Genomic DNA, 19,635 nt, shown 5'->3' with positions numbered 1-19,635 from the left:
GATTCCTCGAAGGTGCATTGGGGAGAGGCCAAGAATAGACTTATCGCGCCAAAAGGCCACCCGGAATTTCCCGCCTGCCCCCGCGACACCCTACCACACGTTGCAGTTTTGCGCCAATGGACTACTGTATGTCGTGGCTCAGGGGTGAGTCTGTGGATAACCGGGTGGACAGGTCTGTGAGTAAATTCGTCAATCTGCTGAAACTGTCGGTCGGCACCGAAAGCGTCGAGCAGCTGATCGACTGGCAGCGCCACCGGTCAAAGCAGATCCACCGCGGCCAATACTACCACCAGACCCGCATGTGGCCCAAACGCGAGGCGGAAATCCTCAACGGCGGCTCGATCTACTGGGTCATCAAGGGAGAGATTTCAGCCCGCCAGCGCATCCTGCGGCTGGACGAGAAAATCGGCGCCGACGGCATCCGCCGCTGCGGCATCGTGCTCGATCCCGAGGTCATTCCCACCGTCACCGCCCTGCGCCGCCCGTTTCAGGGCTGGCGCTACCTCGCCCCCGAAGACGCCCCCGCCGATCTGCCCAAGGGCCGCGCGGGCGAAACCGCTCTGCCCGCCGAATTGAACCGCGCGTTGGCGGACATTGGCGTGCTCTGACGCGCTGCCCGAATTTTTCAAAAAATTCGGACCGGAATTTTCGAAAATTCCGATCCCCCGCCTCAGCCGATGCGCGCCAGCAGCGTGTCGAGCGCCGACCGCGCCTCGCCCTCCAACGCCGCTGTGCGCGAGCGCCACAGCGTCGCCTGACTGCGCAGGATCATCCCGTCGCTCAAAATCTTGAGGTGGTTGGCGCGCAGCGTCTCACCGGTCGAGGTGATATCGGCAATCGCCTCCGCCGTCTCGTTGGCCACGGTGCCTTCCGTCGCGCCCTGACTGTCGACCAAGGCATAATCCGCCACGCCGGCGTGGCGCAGAAACTCGCGCACCAGCCGGTGGTATTTTGTGGCGATGCGCAGCCGGTGGCCGTGGGTGGCACGGAACGCCGCCGCAACCGCGTCCAGATCGTGCAGTGTTTCCACGTCCACCCACACCTGCGGCACCGCGATGATCAGATCCGCCTGACCAAAGCCCAGCGGCGCGACCTCTTCCACCACGCTGTCCCACAGCGGCAGTTTCTCGTGCACCAGGTCGGTGCCCGTCACCCCCAGATGGATGCGCCCGGCCTGCAACTCGCGCGGGATCTCCCCGGCCGACAACAGCACCAGCGCCACCCCGTCGATGCCGTGCACGGCGCCCGCGTATTCCCGCTCCGACCCGCTGCGCGTCAGCTCGATCCCACGCGCCGCAAACCACTGGAACGTCTTTTCCATCAGCCGCCCCTTGGACGGCACGCCAAGTTTCAGCATGTCGCGGCCTCCTCGACCTCGATCAGCGGACCGGGGCGCATCACGCCGCCCACCGCCGGGATCTCCGCGCCCGCGCCCAACCGCCGGGTCAGCGCGTCATAGCGCCCCCCGGTGGCCAGCGGCGGCAAATCCGGCCGCGCCTCGGCCCGCAACCCAAAGACAAACCCGTCGTAATATTCCATCGACGTGCGGCCATAGCTTGCCTCGAACGTCAATGCGCGCACGTCCACACCCCGCGTCTCCAGCGCCCCGCGCCGCGCGTCGAGCCCTTCGACCGCGCCGGAAATCGCGGGCATGTCGACGCACAGATCATGCAGACGGCTCAACGCATCGGGCAGCGGCATCGCGATATCCAGCAGCCCCTCGATCAGATCCACCTCGCGCGCGTCCAGCGCGGGCGCGCGGGCGTCGATCCGCAGCGCGTTGATACGCGCCTCGATCTCGGCACCCCGCCGCTTGCCCACGTGGGGCGCCTGCGTCTCGATCTCTCCGCGCAGCAGCGCCGCGCGCGTCGGCGGGGATGCGATGCGCCCGGCAAACATCTCCAGCAACTGGCGAAACCGCCGGGGGCGCCACAGATGCCGGCGCAGCGCGGCCTTGCGCGTCTCGGTCGTGCTCAACCCCTCGACCGCCGCCATCAACAGGCCCACATCGCCCACCACGGCACGGGTCGGCACATGCGCCAGCGCGCCCGCGATGCGCGCGAACACCTCGGCATCGGCGCCCGCAGGATCGGCGCGGTCAAACACCTCATAGCCGACCTGCACGTATTCATTGGCCCGCGCCGCGTCGTCCTCTTGGCGGCGAAACACCTCGCCTGCGTAGGTATAGCGCGCAGGCTCCGCACCCCCGGCCATATGCATCTGCACCACCGGCACGGTGAAATCGGGCCGCAGCATCTGCTCCCCCCGCAAAGGATCCGAGGTCACATAAGCCCGCGCGCGGATGTCCTCGCCGTAGAGGTCCAAAAGCGCGCCCGCCGGTTGCAGGATCGGTGGCTCCACCGCCACGGCGCCCGCCGCCTCGAAGCCCGCGCGTAAGGCCGAGGCGCGGGCGTTCGTCTCAGCCCGTGTCGGCATCAGCGATACAGCTCCAGGATCTCGCGCACCTTCGCCACCATATCGCCGCGCGCCACTTCGTACTGCGAGGGGCGATCCCGCCATTCCTCCAACGTCGCGTCCTGCGCGATCCTGGCGCCCAGCACCAGATCCTTGATCTGCACGACACCCTTCGCGTGCTCATCCCCGCCCTCGATAATGGCAACGGGGCTGTGACGTTTGTCGGCGTATTTCAACTGGTTGCCAAAGTTCTTGGGATTGCCCAGATAGACCTCCGCGCGGATGCCTTCCGCGCGCAGCTCCGCCACCATCGCCTGATAATCGGCCATGCGGTCACGGTCCATCACGGTGACAACGACCGGCCCCTCGGCCCGGTCGTCAAGCCGCCCCTTCGCCTCAAGCGCCGCGAGCAAGCGGTCGACCCCGATGGACACGCCGGTTGCAGGCACTTCCTGCCCGGTAAAGCGTTTCACCAGATCGTCATACCGCCCGCCCCCCGCGACCGAGCCGAAATTGCGTTTGCGCCCCTTGTCGTCGGTGATCTCGAACGTCAGTTCGGCCTCATAGACGGGGCCGGTGTAGTAGCCCAGCCCGCGCACGACCGACGGGTCAATCTCGATCCGGTCGGGGCCGTAGCCACCCGCGCCCAGCAACGCGCCGATCTGCTCCAGCTCGTCGACGCCGGCGCCGCCCACGGCGCTGTCGCCCACGAGTTCGCGCAGCCGCGCGCAGGTCTCCGCCGCACTATCACGCTTGGCCTGCATGAACCCCATCACAACCTCGGCCTGCGCATCGTCCAGCCCCGCACCATCGGTGAAATCCCCGCTCTCGTCCTTGCGCCCGGCGCCCAAAAGCGCGCGAACCCCCTCCGCGCCCAGCCGGTCGAGCTTGTCGATGGCGCGCAGCACGATGCCGCGCTCGGTTTCCTTGTCGTCGCCCGACAGCCCCGCAACCTCCAGCACCCCGTTGAGCACCTTGCGGTTGTTCACCCGCACCACGTAATCGCCCCGCGCGATCCCGACCTCTTCGAGGCAATCGGCCAGCATCGCGCAAATCTCCGCGTCCGCCGCGACGGAACCCGAGCCGACCGTATCCGCATCACATTGATAGAATTGGCGATAGCGCCCCGGCCCCGGCTTTTCGTTGCGCCAGACCGGGCCCATCGCGTAGCGGCGGTAGGGCGTGGGCAGATCATTGCGGTGCTGGGCGTAGACGCGCGCCAGCGGCGCCGTCAGATCGTAACGCAGGGCGAGCCAATCACCCGGCTTCTCGGCCTCCGCGTCCTCCTGCCAGGCAAAAACACCCTCGTTGGGGCGGTCCACGTCGGGCAGGAACTTGCCCAGCGCCTCGACCCGCTCAACGCCCGCGCTCTCCAGCGCGTCAAATCCGTAGCGATGGTAGACCGCCGCGATCCTGCCCAGCATTTCGCTGCGCCGGGTCACCTCGGCGCCGAAATAGTCACGGAATCCCCGGGGCGTTTCGGCCTTGGGGCGCGGGGTCTTCTTGGGCTTGGCCATGACGGTCCTCATTCGCGTGTCGCGCCCCGATTAGCGGATGGCGCGCGTGGGGGCAAGCGGCGCGCCCCCTTGCGCCACGGCGCGGCGCGGCCTAGATGCCGGGGATGGAAAAGCTCGAAGAACAGATCGCCCATCTTGACCGCACCGTCGATGATCTGTCGACCATCGTCGCGCGCCAGCAGGACGAGATCGACCGGCTGACCCGCCACGTCGCGATGCTCATGCGCCGCGAGGCGGAGCGGGATGCCGATGGCTCGGGCGGAGTGGTTGTGGGCGACGAACGGCCGCCCCATTACTGAGCGCGCGCCCGATGGCAGGGGCGGAATTTGCGTATTTTTGGCACAATGAAGCGGGGGCAGTGCGCCCTTTGCGGCCTTAGTTGGCGGATTTGACCGCCGTGGCCAGAACCGCGCCGTCGTGCATCAGGAATTCCTTCCAGCGCCCGTTGTGTTCGGTGAATTCATAGGCGCTCAGAAAGGCGGTATTTCGGTCGAGGCGCCCGATCTTGCTGCCGCAGGGTTTGGTCTTGCGCGCGCCGCAAACCGAGGATTTCACCCGGTCGTAGGCCTGATCGGTTGCCGCATAGGGCAGATGCTGGCCCGCCGGGCCAAAGCGCAGCTGCTCGTAGGTGGAGGGCGCGCCCAGAAGCGCGTTGGCCGCGGTGAACTGGCGCGGGCAGTTGTCGTCGAAGCCGGTGATGTAGAACGTGCGTTTGGAGAGCACCGCGGGATTGCTGTCGTAAAGGCTCAGGCCGCGCCGCTCGGTCTGGCCGACCTTGCTGCCCAGCGCCTTGCCGCGCGCGTCGCAGACCCGCGCGATTTCGCCAAAGGCAAGTGTGGTGCCGAAGGTGACGTCGCGCGCATCGGGCCCATCGCGCGGGGCGCTGCCGCCGGGGGCCAGCGCGCCGAACAGCCCGCCGCGACGCGCGGGCGCGGCGTCAGCGGCCAGTGCGGCGACCTCGGTCTGCGCGGCGGGCGTCTGTTGCGACTGGCTTTGCGCCACATCGGCGGCGACGGCCGCTGCGGGGTCGGCATTCTGTGCCCTGCGCAGCAATCCGCCCAACAGACCGCCGGGCGCCTGCGTCGTCTGCGCCTGTGCGGGCACATCAGCGCCCTCTGCCGCCGGGGTGCCGAGGAACCCTTCGCGCGCGATCTCTTCCGCGTCCGGAAGTGCTGCCGCCGCCGGGTCGGTCTGATCCACATCGACATCCGATAAACGATCCAGCCCCGCCAGCGGATCCCCGCAGGCGGCGAGGCCCAGAACCAAGGCAAAAGCAGATAGAGCGCGCACAGGAATCTCCCCCAGAGTTCGCACGACTTTTAGTCAAATCCCCAAGAGCCGTCCAGCGACGCGCGCGGCAAAGCGCCGATGCCGCCCGAAACACCGCGTCAGATCTCCTCGACCTCCAGCACCCCGCCGAGCGAGCGGATCGCGCCCTTGATCTGCGGGGTCACCGGGAAGTCGGCGCCCAGATCCACCTCGACTTCGCCGGGCAGCGCGGGATCCATCAGGCACAGCTGCACCGGCCCGCGCCCGGCATTGCGCGCCGCCTGCGCGGCCCCTGCCAACACCTGAGACACAGCGGCAATAGCGCCCGGGCTTTCGACATAGATCTTCAGCCCCATGCCCCCCGCATCCGCCACCGCCATCTCCACCGGCCCGACCGAGCGGCCAAGCAGTTTGAGCTGGTCACTCTCCATCGTGGCCTCGACGGTGACGACCACTTTCGATCCGGTCTCAAGATGGTCGCGCGCCAGCTCAAGCGTGTCGGAGAACAGCGTGACCTCATACGCGCCCGTCGGATCGCTCAGCTGCGCAAAGGCAAAGCGGTTGCCGCGCGCCGATTTACGCTCCTGCCGCCCGGCGACCACGCCCGCAAGCCGCGCGTTCATCGCGCCGCGTTCGGTCACCCGTTCGGTCAGATCGTCCAGCGTCATGAAGGGCACGCCGCGGTCGTTGCCGTGCTTGCGCTTGAGCGGCCCCATGTAGTCGTCCAGCGGATGGCCCGAGAGGTAGAAGCCCACGGCCTTGAATTCCTCGGTCAGCCGCTCGGCGCTCAGCCAGTCGTCGCAAGGCATGATGCGCGGCTCCGGCAGGTCGTCGCCCGCCTCCCCGAACAGCGACACCTGATTGGACGCCTTCTGCTCAAAGATCGCCGCCGAATAGGCCACCAGCGCATCCAGCGCGCCAAACACCCGGCGGCGGTTGCTGTCGAGCTGGTCGAAGGCGCCGGCGCGGGCCAGCATCTCAAGCGGGCGCTTGCCCACGCGTTTCAGATCCACGCGGCGGGCGAGATCGAACAGCGTGGCAAAGGGCTTCTCCCCCCTTCCCTGAACGATCAGCTGCATCGCCTCGACGCCCACGTTTTTCAACGCACCCAGCGCATAGACCAGCGCGCCGTCCACCACCTTGAACGTCGCGTCGGAGCGGTTCACGCAGGGCGGCACCCACGGCAATTCCAACCGCTTGCGCACTTCCTCGAAATACACCGCCAGCTTGTCGGTGAGGTGGATATCGCAGTTCATCACCCCGGCCATGAACTCGACCGGGTGGTTCGCCTTGAGCCACGCGGTCTGGTAGCTGACGACGGCATAGGCCGCCGCGTGGGATTTGTTGAACCCGTAGTTGGCGAATTTTTCCAGAAGGTCGAAAACCTCGGAGGCTTTCTTTTTCTCGACCCCATTCTCCATCGCGCCCTTTTCGAACTTCGGGCGTTCCTTGGCCATCTCTTCGGCGATCTTCTTACCCATCGCGCGGCGCAGCAGGTCGGCCCCGCCAAGGCTGTATCCCGCCATGACCTGCGCGATCTGCATCACCTGCTCCTGATAAACGATGATGCCTTGCGTTTCCTCAAGGATGTGGTCGATCGACGGGTGCACGCTTTCGCGTTCCTTCAGGCCGTTCTTCACCTCGCAATAGGTCGGGATGTTCTCCATCGGGCCGGGCCGGTAAAGCGCCACAAGCGCCACGATATCCTCGATACAGGTGGGCTTCATGCGTTTGAGGGCATCCATCATGCCCGAGCTTTCCACCTGGAATACCGCGACCGTCTTGGCCGCCGCATAGAGTTTGTAAGACGCCTCGTCATCCAGCGGGATGGTGGCGATATCATCCTCCAGCCCCTCGGGGGGCACGAACAATTCCGTGCCGTCGGCGGCGATGTGCAAATGCCGCCCCGACGCCTTGATCTGATCGACGGCGTTCTGGATCACGGTCAGGGTTTTCAGGCCGAGAAAGTCGAATTTGACCAGCCCCGCCTGCTCCACCCATTTCATGTTGAACTGCGTGGCGGGCATGTCGGAGCGCGGATCCTGGTAGAGCGGGACAAGCGCGTCGAGCCTGCGGTCGCCAATCACCACCCCCGCCGCGTGGGTGGACGCGTTGCGCAGCAATCCCTCCACCTGCTGGCCGTATTCCAACAGCCGCGCGACAACCTCTTCGCTGCGGGCCTCTTCACGCAGGCGCGGCTCATCGGCCAGCGCCTTTTCGATGCTGACGGGTTTGACGCCCTCCACCGGGATCATCTTGGACAGCCGGTCCACCTGCCCGTAGGGCATCTGCAACACGCGCCCGATGTCGCGTACCGCGGCCTTGGACAACAGCGCGCCAAAGGTGATGATCTGCCCCACCCGGTCGCGGCCGTATTTCTCCTGCACGTAGCGGATGACCTCCTCGCGCCGGTCCATGCAAAAATCGATGTCGAAATCGGGCATCGACACACGTTCGGGGTTCAGGAACCGCTCGAACAGCAGGGAATAGCGCAGCGGATCGAGGTCGGTGATCAGCAGCGCGTAGGCCACCAGCGATCCGGCGCCCGATCCCCGGCCCGGCCCCACGGGGATGCCCTGATCCTTGGCCCATTTGATGAAATCGGCCACGATCAGAAAATAGCCGGGGAACCCCATACCCTCGATGATCCCCAACTCGAATTCCAGCCGTTCCTCGTACACCGACACCTCCGCCGCGTGCGGGATGATGGCGAGGCGCGCGCGCAGGCCGTCCTGTGCCTGACGGCGCAGCTCCGCCACCTCGTCATCGGCGAATTTCGGCAGGATCGGATCGCGGCGATAGGCCTGAAAGGCGCAGCGCTGCGCGATCTCGACGGTGTTCTCGATGGCTTCCGGCAGATCGGCAAAAAGGGCGACCATCTCGGCCTGCGATTTGAACGAATGCTGCGGGGTGAGGCGGCGGCGGTCCTCCTGCTGATCCACATAGGCGCCCTCGGCGATGCAGATCAGCGCGTCATGCGCCTCGTACATATCGGACTTGGGGAAATAGACGTCATTGGTGGCGACCAGCGGGATCTCCATCGCATAGGCCATCTCGACAAATCCGCGCTCGCTCAGCCGCTCGGCCTCCGGCGCGCCGTCCTCACCGGGGTGGCGCTGCAATTCAACGTAAAGCCTGTCGCCAAAGATCGCGTGCAGCCGTTCCATCAGCGCCTGCGCCGCCGGGCGCTGCCCCCCGCGCAAAAGCCGCCCGACAGGCCCGTCCGGCCCGCCCGTAAGGCAAATCACGTCCGCCGCGTTCTGCGCCAACTCCTCCAGCGTCACCTGCGGCAGCGCGCCCCCCTTATCGACGTAGAGGCAGGTGTTGAGCCGCATCAGGTTCTCGTATCCCGCCTCCGTCTGCGCCAGAAGCACCACCGGTGCGGCAGGCTTTGGCCGCTCCCCCGGTGCGGCCTCCAGATAGGCCAGATCGACCTGACAGCCGATGATCGGCTGCACCCCCGCAGCCGACATCCCCACGGAAAATTCCAGCGCCGCGAACATGTTGTTCGTATCTGTCAGCGCCAGTGCGGGCATCCCCGCCGCCACACACAGGCCCGGCAGCTTTTTCAGCCGCATCGCCCCTTCCAGCAGGGAGTATTCGGAATGGGTGCGCAGGTGAATGAATCGGGGAGCATCTGTCATGCCGCAAACCTACCCCAGCCCCCGGCGCGCGACCATGCCGGATCGTCGCCGCCGCTCACGAAATCGCGTTCAGTCGTGACTGGCGGGCGCGCCCCCTTCCTGCGACGCTGCGCCAACTCACTCGAAAGGCCCGCCATGCTCCTGCCCCGCGCACCCGCCCTGCTGATCGCCCTGCTGTGCAGCTTCACCACCGCCGCCTGCGCGCAGCAAACCCCCACCGATTACGCGATCGAGGAATTCGGCCCCGCGCCGCACGTCCCCACCGGCCCGATCTCGCCCGAACTTGAGCGCGCCCTGCGCGTGGTCTTTGTCGACAGCCTCGAACAATCCGTCTGGGGGGAGGACCAGCAAACATCGCTGGCTGAGATCGCGGCTTCGGACGATCCGCGCCTTGCCTGGGTCATCACCGACATGATGCGCTTCACCTGGCGCCAATCGTTCGACGACGCGCTGGCGGATGCCGCCGCCAGCCTGATGGAAAAACCGCTCCAGACGCCAAACCGCTGGGGCGAGGTCACCGACCACCTCATCGCGTGGGACATCCCCGCCTATCCCGGATACCTCGATACCAAACGCGCGATCTTCACGCATTTTGTTCCGGGGTGGGAGCGTATCTTTGCCCCCGGTGAGATCGACTGGCGCCTCGTGTCCTGGGGCGGCGTGCCGCCCGACGCGCGCCCCTTCGGCACCACCGACGACACTTGCAACTGCATCCCCGCCGCCGACAACCCCGAGGTTCAACCCGCATCCGAGGCCACATGGCTCGACGACGACGACACCGTCTTCGGGATCGAGATCAACGGCGAAGCCCGCGCCTATCCGCGCCAGATCATGGAAGTGCGCGAGATGGTCAACGACACGCTGGGCGGGCGCGATCTGGGCATCCCCTATTGCACGCTCTGCGGGGCCGCGCAGGCCTATTTCACCGATGGCCTGCCCGCAGGCGTCAAACGCCCCACCCTGCGCACCTCGGGCCTGCTCATCCGCTCCAACAAGGTGATGTTCGATCTTGAGACCTATTCCGTGTTCGACACCTTCCTAGGCACCGCCGTCACCGGCCCGCTGGCCAAACGCGGCATCACGCTGGAACAGGCCACCGTCATCACCACTGAATGGGGGGAATGGAAAAAGGCGCATCCCGACACCACCGTTCTGGTCGAGCGGCTGGCGCTGGGGCGCGATTTCGATTTCCGCAACGGGCGCGACGCCAATGGCCCGATCTTTCCGGTGGGCGACGTCGATCCACGCCTGCCCGTGCAGGAGGACATCATCGGCGTGATCGCCCCCTCGGGCAAACCCACAGCCTTCCAACGCACCGCCGCGATGCTGGCGCTGAGCGCCGGCGAGTCCGTCAGCCAAAACGGCATCGTGCTGCAACTCGACGCGGGCGGCATCCGGGCCGAGGACACCGCTGGCAACCCGCTGCCCAGCCATCAGGCGTTCTGGTTCGCCTGGTCGCAGTTCCACGACGGCACCGGGGTCTGGCGCGGCTAGGCTTGCCCCCGCCCCGCGCCCTTGCGCCGCTTCTTGGCTTTGCCAAAGGTGGCGTATTCCACCACCAGCCCGATTTGGCAGAGGAAGAACACCAGCATCACCACCGGCATCGCCAGCGTCTCGAACACCAGCCAGAACTGCTCTGACTGCGTGCGCCAGACCAGCTCGTTTGCAGCCGCCGAGCACACGAACATCGCGGTCGTCCGCCTGCTCAGGATCAGCCATCCCTTGGGCTTGAGCGGGATCATATCCTCCATCAGATGTTTCACCCATCCCTCGCCGCGCCACAGGCCAACACCCAGCAGCAGCGCGAGGCTCAGGTAGATCGCCGTCGGCTTCATCTTGAACACGCGCGGATCGTCCAGCGCGACGGTCAGCGCGCCAAAAATCACCGCCAGAACCGCCACCGCGATCTGTATCCGCGCGATCCGCCCCGTCAGCGCCCACAACGTCAGCGTCGCCGCCAGCCCCAACACCACGAAGCCCGCGATCACCACAACAAAGCCATCCAGCGTCCGGCCTGCAATTTCGAACGTGCCGTCCCGAAAGATCAGATAGGCCACCACGAACAGGACGACCGGGCCGAACTCAAGCGCGGCGCGCAGGGCGGGGTGCACATGTCTGACGGGGTTGGCGTTTTTGCGGGCCATGGGGCGCGATCCTTCGGCAATCTCTGCGCCGATACCTAGCGCGGCACGCGGGACTTGTCGCCGGTTTCTGCGCGCGGAGGCTGTCGGGCCATGCTGCACTGCGGCGCATACAGAATGTGCACGCGCGGTGTACGCCCGGTGCACCGCGCGCATCGCCCCTTGCCAGCCCCGCGCCCCCGCCGTACGCTCCTGACATGCCGGGATGTTCTACGCCGCATCGAACGCCCGGGATCACGGACACATTCGGTACCGCGGCGGGGTCATCCCCCATGTCAATTTCCTTCCTCCTCAACGGGGAAGAGGTCCGCCTCAGCGACGCCTCTCCCATCACGACATTGCTCGATTGGCTGCGCGAAAACCGCCATCTGACCGGCACCAAAGAGGGCTGCAACGAAGGCGATTGCGGCGCCTGTACCGTGATGGTCACCGACGCCCGCGGCAGCCACCCGCTCAACGCCTGCATCCTGTTTCTGCCCCAGCTCGACGGCGCCCAAGTCACGACGGTAGAAGGGATTTCCGCGCCCGACGGCACGTTGCACCCGGTGCAGGAAACGATGATTTCGCATCACGGCAGCCAATGTGGTTTCTGCACGCCCGGCTTTGTGGTGAGCATGGCCGCCGCTCATCTCGCGGACGAGACCGACCACGACACAGCACTGGCCGGGAACCTGTGCCGCTGCACCGGCTACGCCCCGATCATCCGCGCCGCCCGCGCCGCCGAAGGCGCCCCCGTCCCCGCCCATCTGCGCGATCTGCGCGCCCATCTGCCGGGGCGCGGCCCGGCGCCCACCGCCTACGCCCAGCCCGAAAATTCCGGCGCTTTGGCAAAGGCTTACGCCGAGACGCCCGAGGCCACCCTGATCGCCGGCGCCACCGATGTCGGCCTCTGGGTAACCAAGCAATTCCGCGATCTGGGACCAGTAATTTTCCTCAACCAATGCGCCGATCTGCGCGGGATCGTTGAAGCCGATACCCACTGGCGCATCGGTGCCATGGCCACCGTGGCCGAGGTTGAACGCACCCTCGCCCCGCATTTCCCCAGCCTTGGCAAGATGTTGCGCCGCTACGGCTCCGCGCAGGTGCGCGCCGCCGCCACGCTCGGCGGCAATATCGCCAACGGCTCCCCCATCGGTGACGGCAGCCCCGCGATGATCGCGCTGGGCGCCACCCTGCACCTGCGCCACGGCGACACGCGGCGCACGATCCCGCTCGAAGAGTTCTTCATCACCTACGGTAAACAAGACCGCGCGCCGGGTGAATTTGTCGAGGCGATCGAGGTGCCCAAACAGCCCGACACGCTGCACTGCTACAAGCTCAGCAAACGCTTCGATCAGGATATTTCCGCCGTCTGCGGATGCCTGAATTTGCCCGTTGAGGCAGGGACTTACGGCGATGTACGCCTCGCCTTTGGCGGCATGGCGGGCACTCCTGCGCGCGCCACAAACGCCGAAACCGCCCTGCGCGGCCAGCCCGTGACAGAGGCCACCGTGCGCGCCGCCATGGCCGCATTGGCGCAGGATTTCACGCCGCTCAGCGACATGCGCGCCAGCGCCGCCTACCGCCTGCAAACCGCGCAAAACATGCTGCTGCGCGCCTTCCACGCGGGGCAAGGCACAGCTACCGACGTGACGGAGGTTGCCCCATGAGCGTCGCCAACCCCCTGCCCCACGACGCCGCCCACCTGCATGTCACGGGTGCTGCGCGCTACGTCGATGACATCCCCACGCCGCCCGGCACGCTGCATCTGGCCTTTGGCCTCAGCACGGTCGCGCGGGGCACGATCGCGTCGATGGATCTGGCGGCGGTGCGCGCCGCGCCGGGCGTGATCGACGTGCTCACCGCCGGGGATCTGCCGCACGCCAACGATGTCTCCCCATCGAACCATGATGAGCCGCTTTTGGCCGACGGATCAGTGCATTACGCAGGCCAACCGCTGTTTCTGGTGGTTGCGACCAGCCACCTCGCCGCGCGTCATGCCGCCCGTTTGGGCACGGTCGAGATCGTCCATCAGACCCCGATCCTCACCATCGACGAAGCGCTTGCCGCCGACAGCCGTTTCGAGGACGGGCCGCGCATCTACGCCAAGGGCTGCGCCGCCACCGCCCTGCCCCACGCCAAGAATCGCCTCTCCGGTAGCCTTGAGATTGGCGGTCAGGAGCATTTCTATCTGGAGGGGCAAGCCGCCATGGCGCTGCCGGGCGAGGACGGCGACGTGACCGTGCACAGCTCCACCCAACACCCGACCGAGATCCAGCACAAGGTGGCCGAGGCCATCGGCAAACCCATGCACGCCGTGCGGGTGGAAACCCGGCGCATGGGCGGTGGGTTTGGTGGCAAGGAGAGCCAGGGCAACGCGCTGGCCGTCGCCTGCGCCGTGGTTGCCACGCGCCACGGCAAACCGGTCAAGATGCGCTACGACCGCGACGACGATATGATCATTACCGGCAAGCGTCACGATTTCCGCATCACTTACGACGTCGGCTTTGACGACGCCGGGCGCATCACCGCGCTGGACGTGACCCATTACGCTCGCTGTGGCTGGGCCATGGATCTGAGCCTGCCTGTCGCCGACCGGGCCATGCTGCACGCCGATAACGCCTACCTCATTGAAAACATGACGATTACCTCGCACCGGCTCAAGACCAACACGCAAAGCGCCACGGCCTTTCGCGGTTTTGGCGGGCCGCAGGGGATCGTCGGGATGGAGCGGGTGATCGAGCACATCGCGCATCATCTGGGATGTGATCCGTGGGAGGTGCGGCGCGCGAATTTCTACGCCGATCTGATGGCGTCGGCCCCTGTGCCGGAGGGCACGACGCAGGTGGCGCCCGCGGATGCCGACGTCGCCTCCCGCGGGGCGCAGGGCGATGTGCCGACCGACAGCGCACAGGCGCCGGACGGGGTGCAGACCACCCCCTATCACCAGCCCGTCACCGATTGCATCATCAACGCGCTGACCCAGCGGCTGCGCGACAGCGCCGACTACGACGCGCGCCGCCGCGCGGTGGCCGATTGGAACGCGGCCAACCCGATCCTGAAACGCGGAATCGCGCTGACGCCGGTGAAATTCGGGATCTCCTTCACGCTGACGCATCTCAATCAGGCGGGCGCGTTGGTGCATGTCTATCAGGACGGCTCGATCCACCTGAACCACGGCGGGACCGAGATGGGCCAGGGGCTGTTTCAGAAGGTCGCGCAGGTCGCGGCGAGCCGCTTTGGCGTGCCCGTGAACGCGGTCAAGATCACCGCGACCGATACGGGCAAGGTGCCCAACACCTCGGCCACGGCGGCCAGTTCGGGCAGCGATCTCAACGGGATGGCCGTGCTGGATGCCTGTGACCGCATCCGCGCGCGCATCGCCGCCTGCCTGCTGCCCGACACGCCGGACGCGGTGCGGTTCGAGGGCGGGCGCGTGATCGCGGGCGATGCCGATCACAGCTTTGCCGAGGCCGCGCAGATCGCCTATCAGAACCGCGTCTCGCTCTCGGCTACGGGATTTTACAAGACGCCCGACATTCAGTGGGACCGGATCGCCGGGCGCGGGCGGCCGTTTTTCTACTTTGCCTACGGTGCTGCGGTCAGCGAGGTGGTGATCGACACGCTGACGGGCGAAAACCGTATCCTGCGCACCGATCTGTTGCACGACGCCGGCGCCTCGCTGAACCCCGCGCTGGACGTGGGGCAGGTCGAGGGCGGGTTCGTGCAGGGCGCGGGCTGGCTGACCACCGAAGAGCTGGTGTGGGACGACGCGGGCACGCTGAAAACCCACGCGCCCGCGACCTACAAGATCCCCGCTTGTTCGGACCGGCCCGATGTGTTCAACGTCGCCCTTTGGGACCAACCAAACCCTGCGCGCACGATCTACCGGTCCAAGGCGGTGGGCGAGCCGCCGTTCATGCTGGGGATTTCCGTCTGGGCGGCCCTCAATGACGCGGTGCGCGCCTGCGGGCCGGTATTTCCCGATTTGCAGGCACCCGCCACCGCCGAGGAGGTGTTGGCCGCCGTGGGACGCGCGCGCGGATGAGCGTGATCTACGTGGAAATCACTGCCACCCGCGGCTCCGCCCCGCGCGACGCGGGCACGGTCATGGCGGTAACGGCGGAGGGCACCCAAGGCACCATCGGCGGCGGCGCGCTGGAATACCGTGCAATCGCCATGGCGCGCGAAATGCTGGCCGATGGGGTGGCAGCACATGAGGAAACGGTCCCCCTTGGCCCCGCTCTGGGGCAATGCTGTGGCGGGTCGGTGTGGTTGCGGTTTGGCCGTGATCCGCGGTTTGTCGATCTGGATCAATTCCTGCCACCGCTGCCCCCAATGGCACCCGGCGCAGCGACCGCGCCGCTCTGGATCTGGGGGGCCGGGCACGTAGGCCGCGCTGTGGCGCGCCTCGCGGCGCCCCACGGGGCGTTTGATCTGACGTGGATCGACACGGGAGAGGCGCGATTCCCCGTCAGCCAACCCCAAAAAATCACCTGCTTGCCCTGCCCCGACATGCCGCGTCTGGCGCATCACGCCCCGCAAAACGCCCATCATTTGATCTTTACCTATAGTCACGAGATCGACTTTGCCCTCTGTGCCGCCCTGCTAGCGCGGCCCTTTGCAAGTTGTGGATTGATCGCCTCGGCCACCAAAAAGGCACGGTTTTACAAGCGCCTGCGCGCAATGGGGCTTGATCCCGCGCGCCTGACCTCGCCCATTGGCGACCCGGCGCGAGGCAAGCACCCCGATCTGATCGCGCATTCCACGCTCACCGCGCTCTTGAAAAATGGCGTGCCTGCGGATGATAGTGCGCGCGACCCAAGGACCGCCATCGCATGACCCCGCTTCTCGACCTTTCCGGGCTGACCAAAGCCTACCCCGGTGTCATCGCCAACGAGGACGTCTCGCTGAGCATTGCGCCCGGTGAGGTGCACGCGCTGCTGGGCGAGAATGGCGCGGGCAAATCCACGCTGGTCAAGATGATCTATGGCCTTGTGGCGCCCGACGCGGGCACGATGCAGATGCGGGGGCAGCCCTTCACCCCTTCAGAGCCGCGCGCGGCGCGGGCGGCAGGCGTGGGCATGGTGTTTCAACATTTCTCGCTCTTTGACGCGATGAGCGTGGCCGAAAACATCGCACTGGGGATGGAGGATGCGCCGAAGCTGAGCGCGCTTTCGGCCCGCATTCGCGAAGTGTCCGAAACCTACGGCCTGCCGCTGGCGCCCGACCGTCTGGTCGGCGATCTGAGCGCCGGGGAGCGGCAGCGGGTCGAGATCATTCGCTGTTTGTTGCAAGGCCCCAAACTGCTGATCATGGATGAGCCGACGAGCGTGCTGACCCCGCAGGAGGTCGAGATCCTGTTCAAGACCCTGCGCAAGCTGGCCGCCGAGGGCACCGCGATCCTCTATATCTCGCACAAGCTCGAAGAGATTCGCAGCCTGTGCGACGCCGCCACGATCCTGCGGCTGGGAAAGGTCGTGGGCCACTGCATCCCGCGCGAGACGACAGCGCGCGACATGGCTGAGATGATGGTGGGCAAGATCCTTGCCACGCCCTCGCGCCCCGGCCACACGCCCGGCGAGGTGGTGCTGACGCTCACCGGGCTGAGCGCGCCCGCGCCCAACGCCTTTGGCATGTCGCTCAAGGATGTCTCGCTGGAGCTGCGGCGCGGTGAGGTGTTCGGCATCGGTGGCGTGGCGGGGAACGGGCAGGATGAATTGCTGGCGGCGCTATCGGGCGAGCGGCCCGTTGCGCGCGGCATGCTGCGCCATGGCGGCGATGACATTGGCCCGCTTGGCCCCACGGCAAGACGCACGCGCGGCGTGCTGGCCGCGCCCGAGGAACGGCTGGGCCACGCCGCCGCCCCCGACATGACGCTGACGGAGAACGCGATGCTGACCGGTGCGGTGCGCGAGGGGCTGCAAAAGCGCGGATTCCTCGACTGGTCCGGCGCGCGCGGCTTTGCGCAAGCGGTGATCGACCGATTTGACGTGCGCACGCCCGGACCGGGGGTGGCTGCACGGTCGCTGTCCGGGGGCAACCTGCAGAAATTCGTGATCGGCCGCGAGGTCATGCAGCGCCCCGAGGTTCTGGTCGTCAACCAGCCGACATGGGGCGTCGATGCCTCCGCCGCCGCCGCGATCCGGCAGGCGCTGCTGGATCTGGCGCAGGCGGGCGCTGCGGTGATCGTGATCAGTCAGGATCTGGATGAGCTGATGGAAATCGCCGACCGCTTTGCCGCCCTTAACGAGGGCCGTCTGAGCGAGGCGCGCCCGGCCCAAGGGCTAACGGTGGACGAGATCGGCCTGATGATGGGCGGCGCCCACGGGATGGAGGTCGCCCATGTGTGAGGCCGCAACATGATCGCGCTGGTCAAGCGCCCCGAGCCAAGCCGCGCCTTTGCGCTGGCCACGCCCGTGCTGGCGGTGCTGCTGACGATGCTGTTCGGCGGCATCCTCTTTGCCTTTCTGGGCAAGGATCCCATCGCCGCGATCCGCACGATCTTTTTCGAGCCGCTGTTCGGTGAGTTCGCGTTCTTCTACCGCCCGCAATTGCTGATCAAAGGCGCACCGCTGGTGCTGATCGCCATCGGGTTGTCGCTGGGCTTCAAGGCCGGGATCTGGAACATCGGGGCCGAGGGGCAATACATCATGGGCGCGCTCTTCGGCGCGGGCGTGGGGCTGGCGTTCTATCCGGTGGAAAGCGCGGTGATCTTTCCGCTGATGGTCATCGCGGGCGCGTTCGGCGGCTGGATCTGGGCGATGATCCCCGCCGTGCTGAAGGTGAAATTCGGCACCAACGAAATCCTCGTCTCGTTGATGCTGGTCTATGTGGCCGAGCAATTTCTGGCCTCGATGGCGCTGGGCGCGATGCGCAATCCCGAAGGCATGGGATTTCCCGGATCGCGCAATCTGGCGCAATACCCCAGCGCCCACAACGCCGAGCTGATCGCGGGCACGGGCATGCACTGGGGCATCGTGACCGCCTTTATCGTGGTGATCTTTGCCTATGTCTTGCTGACCCGGCACCGTCTGGGATTTGCCATTCGCGTCACGGGGGACGCGCCGCGCGCGGCGGCGTTTTCGGGCGTGCGGCCCGCCCGGCTGATCCTCTTCTGCCTTGGCACCTCCGGCGCGCTGGCGGGGCTTGCGGGCCTGTTCGAAGTCTCTGGCCCCGCCGGCCAGGTGACGATCGATTTCAACGTAGGCTACGGTTTCACCGCGATCATCGTGGCGTTTCTGGGCCGGTTGCATCCGGTGGGCATCCTGCTGGCGGGGGGGCTGATGGCGCTGACCTATATCGGCGGCGACATCGCGCAAAGCCAGCTGGGCCTGCCCGCCGCCGCCATTCAGGTGTTTCAGGGGATGCTGCTGTTTTTCCTGCTGGCGCTGGATATTTTCACCAACTACCGGCTGCGCTTCGGCCGGGTGGAGGTCGTATGACACGCAGATATGCCCCGATGCTGATGGGCGTCGCCATGGCGCCGATGCTCCTGATGATGCTGCACAGCGCGCTCACGGGCGAGGACGGGCGCGCGGGCACGGCGCTGCTGGTTTTCGCGGGCGTTCATGTGCTCATTTTCCTCGTCTTGGTCGGCGCGGGCCTGTTGGCGGCGCGGATGAGCGGCCTGCGATCCAAAGCCTTGGCTCGTCTGCACCGCCCGTCACCGCGGCATCTGACCGGTATGCTTGCGAGTGCCACCGCGACTGCGGGACTCATTCACCTGATTCTGCACGGTGGCGTCTGATGGACCTGTCCGCAATCAACCCGATCCTGTTCATCGCGGGGTTCTTCGTGGCCGCGACGCCGCTTATCTTTGCCGCCATTGGCGAGCTGGTGGTGGAGCGGTCGGGCGTGCTGAATCTTGGTGTCGAGGGGATGATGATCATCGGGGCGATCTGCGGTTTTGCCACGGCGGTCGAGACCGGATCGCCCCTGCTGGGCTTTGCCGCCGCAGCGGTCGGCGGGGCGCTGCTGAGCCTGCTTTTTGCGTTCCTGACGCAGGTGATGCTGGCCAATCAGGTCGCCTCCGGCCTTGCGCTCACGCTGTTTGGCCTCGGGTTTTCGGCACTGCTGGGGCAAGGCTACATCGGGGTGAAACCGCCGCGTCTGGGCGATGTGGACTTCGGACCGCTCGCCGATATCCCCGTGATCGGGCCGATTTTTCTCAGCCATGACATCATCCTGTATCTCGGCCTCGCGCTGGTGGTCGCGGTTTGGGCCACGCTGAAATACACCCGCGCGGGGCTGGTGCTGCGCGCGGTGGGTGAAAATCACGACGCAGCCCACGCGCTGGGCTTCAAGGTCAAGCGCATCCGCACGCTGGCGATCATGTTCGGGGGTGCCTGTGCCGGGGTCGGCGGCGCCTACATCAGCCTGATCCGCGTGCCGCAATGGACCGAAGGGATGACCGCCGGCGTCGGCTGGATCGCTCTCGCGCTGGTGGTATTCGCAAGCTGGAAGCCGCTGCGCATCCTTGTGGGTGCCTATCTTTTTGGCGGGCTGGTTCAATTGCAGCTTAATCTACAGGGCGCGGGCGTTGCCATTCCTGTCGAATATCTGGCAATGTCGCCCTACCTGATCACGATTGTGGTGCTGGTCATCCTGTCACGGGATGCCAACCGCGCGCCCGGCTCTTTGGGCCGTGTATTCCACGCCTCGTCCTGA

Annotated in this window: 16 protein-coding genes; 10 read left to right on the top strand and 6 right to left on the bottom strand. The window is 66.5% G+C overall.

Going from position 1 to position 19,635, the window contains the following annotated elements; all coding sequences use genetic code 11:
* Nucleotides 1-176 precede the first annotated feature (176 nt).
* A complete protein-coding gene (locus KDD17_RS01950) occupies nt 177-608 on the top strand; it encodes a DUF1489 family protein (protein ID WP_212705047.1) in 432 nt (143 codons plus the stop codon).
* A 62-nt stretch (nt 609-670) separates the two neighbouring features.
* On the opposite strand, the gene hisG is transcribed toward KDD17_RS01950, so the two are convergent.
* From hisG to hisS, 3 genes are read right to left on the bottom strand one after another with little or no spacing between them, the layout of a single operon-like run.
* A complete protein-coding gene (gene hisG, locus KDD17_RS01945; RefSeq protein WP_212705046.1) occupies nt 671-1,357 on the bottom strand; it encodes an ATP phosphoribosyltransferase in 687 nt (228 codons plus the stop codon).
* A complete protein-coding gene (locus KDD17_RS01940; RefSeq protein WP_212705045.1) occupies nt 1,351-2,436 on the bottom strand; it encodes an ATP phosphoribosyltransferase regulatory subunit in 1,086 nt (361 codons plus the stop codon). The genes hisG and KDD17_RS01940 overlap by 7 nt, the downstream gene beginning before the upstream one ends.
* Entirely contained in the window at nt 2,436-3,932 is a 1,497-nt protein-coding gene (gene hisS / locus KDD17_RS01935) for a histidine--tRNA ligase (protein WP_212705044.1), read from the bottom strand. Before hisS ends, KDD17_RS01940 begins: the two co-directional genes overlap by 1 nt.
* 104 nt (nt 3,933-4,036) lie before the next feature.
* Here hisS and KDD17_RS01930 point away from each other — a divergent pair, with 104 nt between their 5' ends.
* Complete coding sequence (locus KDD17_RS01930) at nt 4,037-4,231, top strand: SlyX family protein (protein ID WP_212705043.1); 195 nt, start codon at nt 4,037-4,039, stop codon at nt 4,229-4,231.
* A 76-nt stretch (nt 4,232-4,307) separates the two neighbouring features.
* Here KDD17_RS01930 and KDD17_RS01925 read toward each other — a convergent pair whose 3' ends face one another.
* Both KDD17_RS01925 and dnaE read right to left on the bottom strand, forming a co-directional pair.
* On the bottom strand, nt 4,308-5,222 hold the full coding sequence (locus KDD17_RS01925) for a hypothetical protein (protein ID WP_212705042.1): 915 nt from the start codon (nt 5,220-5,222) through the stop codon (nt 4,308-4,310).
* A 98-nt stretch (nt 5,223-5,320) separates the two neighbouring features.
* Nucleotides 5,321-8,845 carry a DNA polymerase III subunit alpha gene (gene dnaE / locus KDD17_RS01920; RefSeq protein WP_212705041.1) on the bottom strand — a complete coding sequence of 1,175 codons (3,525 nt, stop codon included), beginning with the start codon at nt 8,843-8,845 and terminating at the stop codon, nt 5,321-5,323.
* A 135-nt stretch (nt 8,846-8,980) separates the two neighbouring features.
* Between dnaE and KDD17_RS01915 the strand changes: the two genes are divergently transcribed.
* Nucleotides 8,981-10,339: a DUF3179 domain-containing (seleno)protein gene (locus KDD17_RS01915; RefSeq protein ID WP_212705040.1), complete on the top strand. Its 1,359-nt coding sequence runs from the start codon at nt 8,981-8,983 to the stop codon at nt 10,337-10,339.
* On the opposite strand, the gene KDD17_RS01910 is transcribed toward KDD17_RS01915, so the two are convergent.
* The gene (locus tag KDD17_RS01910) at nt 10,336-10,989 is read right to left on the bottom strand and encodes an inner membrane-spanning protein YciB (RefSeq protein ID WP_212705039.1); all 654 of its coding nucleotides are present in this window, start codon (nt 10,987-10,989) and stop codon (nt 10,336-10,338) included. The genes KDD17_RS01915 and KDD17_RS01910 overlap by 4 nt on opposite strands.
* A 269-nt stretch (nt 10,990-11,258) precedes the next feature.
* On the opposite strand from KDD17_RS01910, the gene xdhA reads away from it, so the two are divergent.
* From xdhA to KDD17_RS01875, 7 genes are read left to right on the top strand one after another with little or no spacing between them, the layout of a single operon-like run.
* A complete protein-coding gene (gene xdhA, locus KDD17_RS01905) occupies nt 11,259-12,635 on the top strand; it encodes a xanthine dehydrogenase small subunit (protein ID WP_212705038.1) in 1,377 nt (458 codons plus the stop codon).
* Nucleotides 12,632-15,013, top strand: coding sequence for a xanthine dehydrogenase molybdopterin binding subunit (xdhB, locus tag KDD17_RS01900; RefSeq protein ID WP_212705037.1), 2,382 nt, complete (start codon nt 12,632-12,634; stop codon nt 15,011-15,013). The genes xdhA and xdhB overlap by 4 nt, the downstream gene beginning before the upstream one ends.
* A complete protein-coding gene (xdhC, locus tag KDD17_RS01895) occupies nt 15,010-15,807 on the top strand; it encodes a xanthine dehydrogenase accessory protein XdhC (protein WP_212705036.1) in 798 nt (265 codons plus the stop codon). Before xdhB ends, xdhC begins: the two co-directional genes overlap by 4 nt.
* On the top strand, nt 15,804-17,318 hold the full coding sequence (locus tag KDD17_RS01890) for an ABC transporter ATP-binding protein (protein WP_212705035.1): 1,515 nt from the start codon (nt 15,804-15,806) through the stop codon (nt 17,316-17,318). Before xdhC ends, KDD17_RS01890 begins: the two co-directional genes overlap by 4 nt.
* A 9-nt stretch (nt 17,319-17,327) precedes the next feature.
* Nucleotides 17,328-18,410: an ABC transporter permease gene (locus tag KDD17_RS01885; protein WP_212705034.1), complete on the top strand. Its 1,083-nt coding sequence runs from the start codon at nt 17,328-17,330 to the stop codon at nt 18,408-18,410.
* Nucleotides 18,407-18,715: a hypothetical protein gene (locus tag KDD17_RS01880; RefSeq protein ID WP_212705033.1), complete on the top strand. Its 309-nt coding sequence runs from the start codon at nt 18,407-18,409 to the stop codon at nt 18,713-18,715. Before KDD17_RS01885 ends, KDD17_RS01880 begins: the two co-directional genes overlap by 4 nt.
* Nucleotides 18,715-19,635, top strand: a complete 921-nt coding sequence (locus KDD17_RS01875) for an ABC transporter permease (RefSeq protein WP_212705032.1) — start codon at nt 18,715-18,717, stop codon at nt 19,633-19,635. Before KDD17_RS01880 ends, KDD17_RS01875 begins: the two co-directional genes overlap by 1 nt.

Origin of the sequence: Sulfitobacter albidus (assembly GCF_018200035.1) — a bacterium.
GTDB classification, from domain to species: domain Bacteria; phylum Pseudomonadota; class Alphaproteobacteria; order Rhodobacterales; family Rhodobacteraceae; genus Sulfitobacter; species Sulfitobacter albidus.
Note: the sequence above shows the minus strand (reverse complement) of the source record. Positions and strands in the feature narration are given on the sequence as shown.

Excerpts from the sequence above, each read along its gene's own strand:
- KDD17_RS01885 (WP_212705034.1), top strand. The coding sequence starts at position 17,328 with ATGATCGCGCTGGTCAAGCGCCCCGAGCCAAGCCGCGCCTTTGCGCTG.
- KDD17_RS01890 (WP_212705035.1), top strand. The coding sequence starts at position 15,804 with ATGACCCCGCTTCTCGACCTTTCCGGGCTGACCAAAGCCTACCCCGGT.
- KDD17_RS01915 (WP_212705040.1), top strand. The coding sequence starts at position 8,981 with ATGCTCCTGCCCCGCGCACCCGCCCTGCTGATCGCCCTGCTGTGCAGC.
- xdhA (WP_212705038.1), top strand. The coding sequence starts at position 11,259 with ATGTCAATTTCCTTCCTCCTCAACGGGGAAGAGGTCCGCCTCAGCGAC.
- KDD17_RS01940 (WP_212705045.1), bottom strand. The coding sequence starts at position 2,436 with ATGCCGACACGGGCTGAGACGAACGCCCGCGCCTCGGCCTTACGCGCG.
- KDD17_RS01875 (WP_212705032.1), top strand. The coding sequence starts at position 18,715 with ATGGACCTGTCCGCAATCAACCCGATCCTGTTCATCGCGGGGTTCTTC.
- KDD17_RS01930 (WP_212705043.1), top strand. The coding sequence starts at position 4,037 with ATGGAAAAGCTCGAAGAACAGATCGCCCATCTTGACCGCACCGTCGAT.
- xdhB (WP_212705037.1), top strand. The coding sequence starts at position 12,632 with ATGAGCGTCGCCAACCCCCTGCCCCACGACGCCGCCCACCTGCATGTC.
- KDD17_RS01880 (WP_212705033.1), top strand. The coding sequence starts at position 18,407 with ATGACACGCAGATATGCCCCGATGCTGATGGGCGTCGCCATGGCGCCG.
- hisS (WP_212705044.1), bottom strand. The coding sequence starts at position 3,932 with ATGGCCAAGCCCAAGAAGACCCCGCGCCCCAAGGCCGAAACGCCCCGG.
- KDD17_RS01910 (WP_212705039.1), bottom strand. The coding sequence starts at position 10,989 with ATGGCCCGCAAAAACGCCAACCCCGTCAGACATGTGCACCCCGCCCTG.
- xdhC (WP_212705036.1), top strand. The coding sequence starts at position 15,010 with ATGAGCGTGATCTACGTGGAAATCACTGCCACCCGCGGCTCCGCCCCG.
- hisG (WP_212705046.1), bottom strand. The coding sequence starts at position 1,357 with ATGCTGAAACTTGGCGTGCCGTCCAAGGGGCGGCTGATGGAAAAGACG.
- dnaE (WP_212705041.1), bottom strand. The coding sequence starts at position 8,845 with ATGACAGATGCTCCCCGATTCATTCACCTGCGCACCCATTCCGAATAC.